The organism is Methylorubrum zatmanii (assembly GCF_014845115.1).
GTDB classification, from domain to species: domain Bacteria; phylum Pseudomonadota; class Alphaproteobacteria; order Rhizobiales; family Beijerinckiaceae; genus Methylobacterium; species Methylobacterium zatmanii.
The window spans coordinates 1-10101 of record NZ_NKUI01000140.1 but is presented as its reverse complement, the minus strand read 5'-3'; the positions used below and the strand labels follow the sequence as shown (position 1 = coordinate 10101).

8 protein-coding genes are annotated in these 10101 nt (G+C 69.9%); 4 read left to right on the top strand and 4 right to left on the bottom strand.

Translation table 11 applies throughout. The features are described 5' to 3' along the window. Positions 1 to 974: DNA polymerase III subunit delta' (locus MZTS_RS17065; RefSeq protein ID WP_192284748.1), on the top strand; the 974-nt coding region annotated here is incomplete at its 5' end. An 84-nt stretch (positions 975 to 1058) separates the two neighbouring features. Here MZTS_RS17065 and MZTS_RS17060 read toward each other — a convergent pair. Then, on the bottom strand, positions 1059 to 2699 hold the full coding sequence (locus MZTS_RS17060; protein ID WP_192284747.1) for an acyltransferase family protein: 1641 nt from the start codon (positions 2697 to 2699) through the stop codon (positions 1059 to 1061). A gap of 312 nt (positions 2700 to 3011) precedes the next feature. On the opposite strand from MZTS_RS17060, the gene metG reads away from it, so the two are divergent. Genes metG through MZTS_RS17045 form a run of 3 tightly spaced genes read left to right on the top strand, consistent with a single transcriptional unit; the run spans position 3012 to position 6272 of the window. Continuing rightward, a complete protein-coding gene (metG, locus tag MZTS_RS17055) occupies positions 3012 to 4580 on the top strand; it encodes a methionine--tRNA ligase (protein ID WP_192284746.1) in 1569 nt (522 codons plus the stop codon). A gap of 47 nt (positions 4581 to 4627) precedes the next feature. Further along, positions 4628 to 5425, top strand: coding sequence for a TatD family hydrolase (locus tag MZTS_RS17050; RefSeq protein WP_192284745.1), 798 nt, complete (start codon positions 4628 to 4630; stop codon positions 5423 to 5425). A gap of 28 nt (positions 5426 to 5453) precedes the next feature. After that, entirely contained in the window at positions 5454 to 6272 is an 819-nt protein-coding gene (locus MZTS_RS17045) for an MBL fold metallo-hydrolase (protein WP_192284744.1), read from the top strand. 134 nt (positions 6273 to 6406) lie between these two features. Here MZTS_RS17045 and MZTS_RS17040 read toward each other — a convergent pair whose 3' ends face one another. The 3 genes from MZTS_RS17040 to MZTS_RS17030 form a co-directional block, all read right to left on the bottom strand. After that, complete coding sequence (locus MZTS_RS17040) at positions 6407 to 7594, bottom strand: alpha/beta hydrolase (RefSeq protein ID WP_192284743.1); 1188 nt, start codon at positions 7592 to 7594, stop codon at positions 6407 to 6409. Between the two features lie 225 nt (positions 7595 to 7819). Beyond that, positions 7820 to 8197 carry a group III truncated hemoglobin gene (locus MZTS_RS17035; RefSeq protein WP_192284742.1) on the bottom strand — a complete coding sequence of 126 codons (378 nt, stop codon included), beginning with the start codon at positions 8195 to 8197 and terminating at the stop codon, positions 7820 to 7822. 56 nt (positions 8198 to 8253) lie between these two features. After that, positions 8254 to 9057: an SGNH/GDSL hydrolase family protein gene (locus MZTS_RS17030; RefSeq protein ID WP_192284741.1), complete on the bottom strand. Its 804-nt coding sequence runs from the start codon at positions 9055 to 9057 to the stop codon at positions 8254 to 8256. Between the last annotated feature and the right edge of the window lie 1044 nt (positions 9058 to 10101).

Genomic DNA, 10101 nt, shown 5'->3' with positions numbered 1-10101 from the left:
AGGCCGAGGCCGCCTTCGCCGGGGCGCTCGCCGCGGGGCGGCTCCACCATGCCTGGCTGATCGGCGGCCCGCAGGGCATCGGCAAGGCGACCCTGGCCTACCGGGTGGCGCGCCGCCTCGTCGCCGATCCGCGCACGCTCCCCTCCCCCGCGGGGCTCGACCTGCCGGAGGATCATCCGGCGGCGCGGCAGGTGGCGGCGCTCTCGCATCCGAACCTGGTCGCCCTGCGCCGGGTCCAGGCGCCCGGCGCCAAGACCCTGCCGACCCGCATCTCGGTCGATGCCGCCCGCGAGGCCCTGGCCCTGTTCGGCGCCACCGCCGGCGGGGAGGGCGGCTGGCGCGTCTGCATCGTCGACAGCGCCGAGGATCTGAACGCCAACAGCGCCAACGCGCTCCTGAAGATGATCGAGGAGCCGCCGCCACGGGCGATCTTCCTCATCGTCTCCCACGCGCCCGGCCGTCTCCTGCCGACGATCCGCTCCCGCTGCCGGGCCCTGGCGTTGCGGCCCCTGGCGGAGGCTGAGGTCCGCGCGGTGATCGAGGGGTTTCCGCCGCCCTTCCCGCCCGTCGACGCGGCCGTCCTGGCGCGGGCGGCGGCGCTCAGCGAGGGCTCCGTCGCCCGGGCGGTGGCCCTGCTCGATCCGGCGACCGCCGCGGTCGAGGCAGAGGTCTCCGCCCTGCTCGCCGGCCTGCCCGAGCCCGATTGGCGGCGGGTGCTCAAGCTCGCCGAAACCCTGGCCGGCCGCGATGCCGAGCCGCTGCTCGCCACCGCCCTCGACGGCCTGCAGCGCCACGTCGCCGCCGAGATCGACCGGCGCCAGGGGGAGGGGCCGGCCCGCCTGCTGCCCCTGGTGGAGGCCGCCGAGCGCATCGCCGCCGCGGCGCGGGAGGCCGCGATCTACAATCTCGACCGCCGGCCGCTGGTGCTCTCCGCCTTCCAGGTGTTGGCGCAGGCCGGGCGAGGCGAGATCTGAAGCGAGGACGTCATCCCAAATCCATTTGATCCCTTCGGGATGGCGGATCGGGGCTTCGCTCAAACGCCGCGCGGGCTGGCTGAATCACAGGGCAGGGGGCGGTTCCAGGACCGCCATCAGGCCGTCGCCGTCGATCGCCAATGCGACGGCCCCGCGCTCGGCGGAGCAGGCCTCGGCCGGGACCCGCATCCGGTAGCCGATCCGGCGCTTGCCGGAGCCTTCGAAGCCGGGGCGCGCGGCGAGATCCTTGCGCATCCGGCGCGGCCGGTCGAGGCCGACGAATTGCCCGCCGCAGAACAGCGCGAGCCGCATCGCCCGCTTCGGCGCCTGCCCGTCATAGGCGAAGGCGCTGACCACGGCTTCCGTGGGCGAGACGCGCTCGATCGCCTCCAGCGCGCTCTGCACGGAGGGCGGCAGCGCCAATCCGCGGCCGGAGATCGCCGTCCGCGCCAGGGACGGCGTGGTGAAGACGTCCGGCGGCAATTGAGCCAACGCGGCGCGGGCGCGGACGTCCTGCCAGTCGTTCCGGGCCGTCTCCGTGCTGCCCCAGGCCGCGCAGGCGAGGAACAGCACGAGGTAGAGCGACAGCCCGCGCCGCAGGGCGGGCAGGGGAGCCGCGTCGATCCGGCGGCGCAGCCGCCGATAGAGTGTCAGGTCGAGGGGCCCGAGCAGGGCCGTGACCGCGAGCGCGGCGGCGAGGCCGGTCGCTCCGTAGGCGAGGCCCGACCACTCCGCCGGGCAGGCCCAGGCGGTCAGCGTCAGCACGGGGACATGGACGAGGTACAGCACGTAGCTCCCGTCCCCGAGGGCCAGGGCCGCGCGGGCGGCCCATCCCCTGCACCGGATCTGCGGGCCGGCGGCAGCGGCTCCGACGAGGAGCACGGCGGCGATGCCCCCCAGCCAGCGCGCCATGTCGGTATCGACCAGGAGACAGGCGGCGGCGAGCGGCAGGGCGAGGAGACCGGTGGCGGGGCGGATATGACCCGTCGCGATCAGCCGCGGCAGCAGCAGGCCGCCGACGAAGGGTATGCAGGCCGCCGTGAGGGGCAGCAGGTAAAGCGGCGGCAGGGTCGCGTCGCGCGCGCCCTCCGGCAGGAGCAGGAAGGCGGCGGCCAGGAGCGCGAGCCAGCCGAGTGCCAGCGGAACGAGGCGCCGGGCGAGGCCGGCGGCGGCGATCAGGAACAGGACGACGTAGAAGCTCGTCTCGAAGACGAGGGTCCACTCGACGTTGAGCGGGTAGCTGCGCGGACCGGCCGGGGCGAGCGAGAGGGCGAGCGGCGTCAGCCCGCCGACGCTCAGGCCCAAAGCCGCGAACAAGGCGGCGAACAGCGCCACCACCGCGAGATAGGTCGGGAAGATGCGCACGACCCGGTGGGCCAGGAACACGAGGGGCCTGTCACGGGTGACGAGCCCCGCCATCAGGAAGCCCGACAGGGCGAAGAACACCGAGACCCCCCACAGGCCCATCATCGCGTCGAGGGTCGCGAAGGGGCGCTCGGCCCCGCGCAGGGCCTGCGCATAGGTCGCCGCGTGGTGGACGAGCACGATCCCCGCTGCGAAGCCCCGCAGGATCTGCAGGTTGGCGAGGCCGGCCCCGCTTCGGCTGCGGGTCCGGCCGGGCGCGGCGAGGGCGGGCCCGAGCGCGGCTGCGGGGCCGGCCGGCGCCGGGGCGAACGGCGAGGCGCGGAGCGGTCTGGCGAAACCTCGGGCGAGGCGGGCGAACATGACGCGGCGCTTCCGGAGAGGAGGGGCCGGGCCGGCGCCTCACGCGTCGCAGAAAAATCGGGAAACATGGCCTTATTCGCGCCGGCCCGCGTTTCTTCCGCCGCGATGGGATTTCTGCAACACTGAGCGCCGCAGGCCCGGCCGCTCCGGGGGCGGGCTCTGTTGCGCTGCGTGGCGATGCGCGCCACAAGGCTCGGAGCAAGCCGTGCGAGGAGGGCTCGCACATCGTCCGGTCACCGGCTCCTGCCCGGCCGCGACGCTGTGCCGAGGGTTTTCCTCGCGGCATCCACTCGATTCGGGACGGTCCCAGACGTGAGCGCGAGCGAGAAGGCGAACGAGCCCTTCCTCATCACCACGGCGATCTCCTACCCCAACGGCGCGCCGCATATCGGCCATGCCTACGAGGTGATCGCCACCGACGCCATCGCCCGCTTCCACCGCCTCGACGGGCGGGACGTGCTGTTCACCACCGGTACCGACGAGCACGGCCTCAAGATCCAGCAGACGGCGGCCCGGGCCGGCGTGACGCCGCGCGCCTTCGTCGACGACATGGCCGGGCGCTTCAAGGCGGTGGCCGACCGGCTCGACTGCGCCTACGACCGCTTCATCCGCACCACGGAGGCCGATCACTACGCCGCCGCGCAGGAATTGTGGCGGCGCATGGAGGCCAATGGCGACATCTACCTCGCCAAATATGCCGGCTGGTACTCGGTGCGCGACGAGGCCTATTACGACGAGGCCGAGACGGTGCTCGGCCCCGACGGCAACCGCCGCTCGATCAAGACCGACACGCCCGTGGAGTGGATGGAGGAGGAGAACTTCCTGTTCCGCCTCTCCAAGTATCAGGACCGTCTGCTCAAGCTTTACGAAGAGCAGCCGGGCTTCCTGGCGCCTGAGACACGGATGAACGAGGTCGCGAGCTTCGTGCGCTCCGGCCTCAAGGACCTCTCGATCAGCCGCACCACCTTCGACTGGGGCGTGCCGGTGCCGGACCGGCCGGGCCACGTGATGTATGTCTGGGTCGATGCCCTGACCAACTACCTGACGGTGACCGGCTTCCCCGACGCGGCCGACCCGAACGCCCGGTTCTGGCCGGCGAGCCTGCACGTCATCGGCAAGGACATCGTCCGCTTCCACGCGGTCTACTGGCCGGCCTTCCTGATGTCGGCCGGGCTGCCGCTGCCGAAGCGCGTCTTCGGCCACGGCTTTTTCCTCAGCCGCGGCGAGAAGATGTCGAAGTCGCTCGGCAACGTGGTCGATCCGCTCGATCTGGTCGGCACCTACGGCGTCGATCCGGTGCGCTACTTCCTGCTGCGCGAGGCGCCCTTCGGCGGCGACGGCAATTACGACCACGAGGCGATCATCAACCGCGTCAACGCGGATCTCGCCAACGATCTCGGCAACCTCGCCCAGCGCTCGCTGTCGATGATCGCCAAGAACTGCGACGGCGTGGTGCCGGAGCCCGGCGCCTTCACGGAGGCCGACGCGCGCCTGCTCGCCGCCGCAGCGGCCCTGCCGGAGAAGGCGAGGGGGCTGATGCGGGATCTCGCCCTGCACGCGATCCTGGCCGAGATCTGGGCCGTGGTCGGCGAGGCCAACCGCTACTTCGCCTCCGAGGAGCCGTGGAAACTGCGCAAGACCGATCCGGTGCGCATGAACACGGTGCTCTACGTCACGGTCGAGACCCTGCGCCGGGTCGGCCTGATGGTGCAGCCCTTCGTGCCGACGGCGGGGGCCGCCCTGCTCGATCTGCTCGCCGTGCCGGTGGACCGGCGCAGCTTCGCCTTCACCGGCGAGGACCATCGCCTGCAGGCGGGCGCGGCGCTTCCCGCTCCGGCGCCGATCTTCCCGCGCTTCGAGCGGCCCGAGGCGACGGCCTGACCGCCGCCTCCGCCGTTTCCCCGAACCATCGTCAGCCCGAAGAGACCATGCTGGTCGACAGCCACTGCCATCTCGACTTCCCGGATTTCGCCGAGACCCTTCCCGGCGTGATCGCCCGCGCGCGGGAGGCCGGGGTGACGCGCCTCCTCACCATCTCGACGCGGGTGGCCAAGGCGGAGCGCTACCGGGCGCTCGCCGAGGCGCACGAGGCGGTCTGGTACACCGTGGGCACCCATCCGGACGGCGCGGCCGAGGAGCCGGACGTGCCGGCCGAGACCATCGCCGCCCTCGCCGAGGCGCCGCGCTGTGTCGGCATCGGCGAGGCCGGTCTCGACTACCATTACGACGACGCCGCGCCGGAGGCGGTGCAGGAGCGGGTGCTGCGGGCCCATATCGAGGCCGCCCGCCTCTCCGGCCTGCCGCTGGTGATCCATTCCCGCGACGCCGACGCGCATATGGAGGCGGTGCTGACCGACGAGATGGGCCGCAAGCCCTTCAAGGCGGTGCTGCATTGCTTCTCCTCCGGCGCGCGGCTGGCCCAGGTCGGGGTCGAACTCGGCCTTTCCGTCTCGTTCTCGGGGATCGTCACCTTCCGCCGCTCGGACGCCCTGCGCGACATCGCCCGGAGCGTGCCGCGCGACCGCATCCTCGTCGAGACCGACGCGCCGTTCCTTGCTCCGGAGCCACATCGCGGCCGGCGCTGCGAGCCGGCCTACACGGCCGACACCGCCCGCGTCCTGGCCCGGACCCTCGACCTGCCCTTCGAGGCGTTCTGCGCGCTCACCACGGCCAATTTCTACCGGCTGTTTTCGAAGGCCGCGGCGATCGAGGGGATCGCCACATGAGCTCCGCGACCGGAGCCGGGGAGGGTGCATGCCGAGCCTGACCCTGCGTATCCTGGGCTGCGGCTCCTCCGGAGGCGTGCCGCGGGTCGGCTACGGCTGGGGCGCCTGCGACCCGTCCGATCCGCGCAACCGCCGCCGCCGCTGTTCGCTGCTGGTCGAGCGGCGCGAGGGCCAGGGAGGTGAGGGGGGCGACGCGACCACCGTCCTGATCGACACCTCGCCGGATCTGCGCGAGCAGCTCATCGATGCCGGTGTCAGCCATCTCGACGCCCTGCTCTACACCCATGCCCATGCCGACCACACCCACGGCATCGACGATGTGCGCCCGCTGGTGATCCACATGCACCGGCGCGTCCCGGTCCATGCCGATCCCCTCACCCGCGCGCTCCTGATCCAGCGCTTCGGATACGCCTTCGAGACACCGCCGGGCAGCGCCTATCCGCCGATCCTCGATCTGCACGAGATGCGGGCGGGCGAGCCGCTGATCATCGACGGGGCGGGCGGCCCGGTCGAAGCGGAGGCCTTTTGCATGGAGCACGGCAACGAGCTGGCCCACGGCTTCCGCTTCGGGCCGGCGGCCTACGCCCCGGATGTGAGCCTGATGCCGGAGGCCGCCAAGGCGCGGCTGCGCGGCCTCGACCTGCTCATCATCGATGCCCTGCGCGAGACCCCTCACCCGTCGCATTACTCGGTCTCGGACGCGCTGGCCCTGATCGAGGAGGTCGCGCCGAAACGCGCCATCCTCACCAATCTCCACACCGATCTCGATTACGCGACGCTGGCGAGGAAACTGCCGCCGGGGGTGGTGCCGGCCTATGACGGGCTGACGGCGACGGTCGATCTGTAGGGCGAGCGGCTGCCGTTCCGGGGGCTCTCTCATACCAAATCCGGCTGATCCCTTCGGGATGGCGGATTTGGGCTTCGCTCAAACGCCGCGCGGGCTTGCCGATACGAGACCGCTTTGTTCGAGCGGAGCCCGTATCAGGGTTTCCTGCGGGAGGCCGCGCGGGACCGGACACGCTGCGCAGGGGCAGCCTTGACCAGCCGATAGCGACCGGGCCCCGCGGTATCCCGGTTCGAAATCCTGTCCTGCCGTTCGCCTCGAAGGACCGCGACGATGTCGTCGCGGACGGCATCGAAGAGCCGGTAATACTGGTGGCTTTGGGAATCGTCGTTGGGATCGAAGCCATCGCTGACATCGACGGCGGTGATCTTGTCGCTGATCGGCGCCATGTTCTCCGGCCCATCGACGCCGAGACGCGGCCCGTTGAACTTGGTCTTCTCGCTCAGCGTCGCGAGGACCCAGTCCCGATGCGTATGATAGACGGTCACACGTCGGGCCAGACGCGGCAGATATTGTAGCTCGCGCGGATTCTCGAAGGCGTCCTCGTCCTCGTCGCCTGCGGCCAGCACGATCTGCTCGAAGGTCCGGCGCAGGCGGTTCGGGTCGGGCCCCTCGGTCGGCACGGTGAACAAGGCTGGGAAGGTCCGGCGCCCGCCAGCCGGCGGCTCGTCGATGGCGGAGGCGAATTCCCGCGCTTCCCCAACGGGAACCTCGAGCAGCGCCTGCAACCCGTGCCGGAGGGTGAAGACACCCATGCTGTGGGCGATGAGATGGAGCGGTTGGCGGCAGAACTGATCCTTTGGCAGCCCATCGATGAAATCGTAGAGGATGCGCATCGTGCGCGCGAGGGCCATTCCGGAGGCGCGCGCCGTTCCCCGGTCGTGGAAGTAATCCCGGTACGGGAGCGGGATCAGCAGGTTGCTCCCGACGGAGGGCCACGTGAAAGCGAAGACATTCGCATCCAGGCCGTAGAAGGTCAGGATCGTGGCCGCTCGCTCGATGGCGTTCTCGAAGGAATTCGAGAAGCCGTGGATCACGATCAGGGTCGGCCTGCCGCCGACCTTCATGTCCTCACGCAATTGTTCGAAGATCGTGCGGCTTCCGCGCCTGATTTCCGGGCCGAACAGCGTCTCGTCGGCGACGGAGAGCGAGCCCGGTACGAAGACGGCATCGGTGCCTTCGACCTCGGCCTGGGCCGAGCCGAAGCGGATGTTGGTTCCATCCACAGGCCCCAGTTCGGATCCGAATCCGATGATCGTCGTCCCGGTTTCGTCCGTGAGCGGCATCCGATTGGTTGCGAAATGAACGGTGACGATCGTCGACATCGCAATGCACCTCGGATGAATCAACCTGAGGATGCAAAAATTAGGATTTGCGCATCAAAGCAGTCAATCTGATCTTCTGATTCTACAGAATGCTTCCATAGTATTAATCCGCTTGGTTAAATTATGAATTTTCGCAGTCTATTAAAATTAATCGATTTGGATCATGGATTTGCTGATAACGATCGTGAATATTCGTGCCTTGCTCCACGAATGCATCGAAAAGCGTTAGCTTCCCGGTCGAAAAAACAGCCCGGCCTTGAGGCTGTCGCCGATGCGGTGGGCGCGCTCGATCATCGCATCGGCGATGTCGGGTGAAAACATCTCTGCGGCGGTCTCCTCGAACAGGCCGAGCCAGCGGGCGAAATGCGTCGGCGCGAGCTCCGCGATGCCGAGATGGCGGCCGAACGGGTTGCCCTTGTAGCGGGCGGTCTTCAGCAGCACCGAGGACCAGAAGTCGCCCACCCGTTCCAGGTGGTCCGGCCACGCCGCGTCGGCGATGCGGGCGGAAAACACCGGTCCGATCAGCGGATCGCGGCGCACCTTGGCGTAGAAGGCATCGAGGAAGGCGGACAGGGCCGCCTCGGTCAGTTCGGCCTGGATCATGGCGGGGCAAGGCAGCGGGGAGGGGGCGTCACTCGGACAAGACGGCCCTGCCCCGGTCAGTTCCGGGCGAGCGAGGGCTGGATCAGGCCGGCGCCGACGAGGATCTGGGCGGCGGCGGCCTTGGCGAGCTGACGGTAGCCGGCATCGGTCATGTGCAGGCCGTCGGGGCCGATCATCTGGGCCGGCGTCATCAGGCCGTGGGAGATCCAGGACTGCATCAGCGCATGGCGGCGGATCACCGGCACGCCGAGTTCGGCGGCCAGAGCGTGCAGGGCCTCGCCGTAGCGCGCGGCGCCGTCGAGCCCCGAGAGCTTGCGGCACCATTGCTGGTCCATCAGCACCACGTCGGCCCCCGTGGCGCGGATCGCCAGCAGCCCGGCCCGGGTCAGTTCCACGAAGCGCTCCAGCGGCACGCCAGCCAGGGGATCGTTGCTGCCGGTCTGCCAGATCACGAGATCGGGGCGCTCCGCGAGCACGTCGCGCTCCAGCCGCCGGGCCATCGCCTCCGAGGTGTCGCCGCCCTTGCCGCGGTTGATCACCGTGACCGTCCGGGGGCTCGATGCGCCGATCTGGAGCCGCTCCTTGAGGTCGCGTTCGAGCAGGGCAGGGTAGGCCATGGCCGGTGACGACGCGCCCGCCCCTTCCGTCGAGGAGGAGCCGAAGGCCACGATCCGCACAGCGCCGTCCCTCGCCAACAGCGTGGCGAGCCGCTGGAGCTTGACCGGCAGGCGCTCGGACGGGGCCGTTGGCTGAGGGGCGGCAACCGGCGGTGCATCGGGCTGCGCGCGGGCTGCGGGCACACCGAGCGAGCCGGCGAGGGCGGCGGTGAGGAGCAAGCCGGAGAGCGGGCGGAGCAGCATGACGGGTGCCGGGGCGACCTGAGCGATGTCCGGTTGTTGGCCGAGGATTGTGACGATTGCGAGAGGCCGGCGCCGGCCGCCTCGGACAATGTGAATACTGTGTGCACGATTCCGCCGGCTGCGTCCCGCGCGCATCGGTGGCAGGTCAAACGGGCTCCGGTGAGGCTGAAGCGGTCGGGAGAGTATGGTTAATGTGGCTGGGAGCCTGGGCCGCGTGCCCACTCAGGTTCCATAATATATCTTATGCGAACGTGGGCTGGACGTCCCGAAGGCGTCCTCTCTTGTCATTCCCACGGTACTCTGGCACGGCGCGAGGGGTATTCTGGCACTGATCGGGGCGCCCTCACCTTCCCCCGGGCAGCGGGTGGCGAAGGCCAGGGTCGCCAGGTCGTTGGTCAAGCCCTCACCGGCCAAGGAAGGCTGCCCACTTCCTCAAGGCGCCGCCGTTGGCCTGATCGACATGACAGATGGTCTATTTCGGCCGCGATGACCTCAGCCTCCGCGAGCTCCAGCCGGTTGAGGGACCGCCAGCGGACCCGGTGAGGGCGCTCGGCGAGGCGCTCGACGGTATCGCAGTTGGGCGCGCCCTTGAGCGCGACCCAGTCCATCAGGACCCTCCAGGCATTGAACCGTTGCTCGACGCACCGGAGCTAGACCCACGAGGCACGGAATGCCCGGGACATTGCGGCCCGGGGCGCCGGTCAGCGCGCGGTTCCCCCGTCAAGGAAGTAGACGTCCCCAAGGCCGCAGGTCCCATGGCGGCACTCCATGAGGGAGGAGGGCGGCTTCGGCACCTTGCGCCCTGCGGAGGGGCAACACGTGACCGAAACCCGTCCCGGGATACGCGACGGCGGAACGAGGCGGGGCAGATAGCAGGTACGGTCCTCGTTAGGCCCCTCCCCTGCGCAGTTCGGCGCGGAAATTGACACTCAAGGTCAAAGGTAATCTGGCACTGCTGAGAATCGGCGTGGAAAAAGGGGTCTGGCGCACTCTCGATGCAGGTACGTCACCCGGTGCCGATCAGCCGCGCTTCGGGCGGACCGG

What these genes read in the sequence shown, in the direction of transcription:
- MZTS_RS17045 (WP_192284744.1), top strand. Translation starts at nt 5,454, where the DNA reads ATGCCGAGCCTGACCCTGCGTATCCTGGGCTGCGGCTCCTCCGGAGGC.
- MZTS_RS17040 (WP_192284743.1), bottom strand. Translation starts at nt 7,594, where the DNA reads ATGTCGACGATCGTCACCGTTCATTTCGCAACCAATCGGATGCCGCTC.
- MZTS_RS17030 (WP_192284741.1), bottom strand. Translation starts at nt 9,057, where the DNA reads ATGCTGCTCCGCCCGCTCTCCGGCTTGCTCCTCACCGCCGCCCTCGCC.
- MZTS_RS17050 (WP_192284745.1), top strand. Translation starts at nt 4,628, where the DNA reads ATGCTGGTCGACAGCCACTGCCATCTCGACTTCCCGGATTTCGCCGAG.
- MZTS_RS17035 (WP_192284742.1), bottom strand. Translation starts at nt 8,197, where the DNA reads ATGATCCAGGCCGAACTGACCGAGGCGGCCCTGTCCGCCTTCCTCGAT.
- MZTS_RS17060 (WP_192284747.1), bottom strand. Translation starts at nt 2,699, where the DNA reads ATGTTCGCCCGCCTCGCCCGAGGTTTCGCCAGACCGCTCCGCGCCTCG.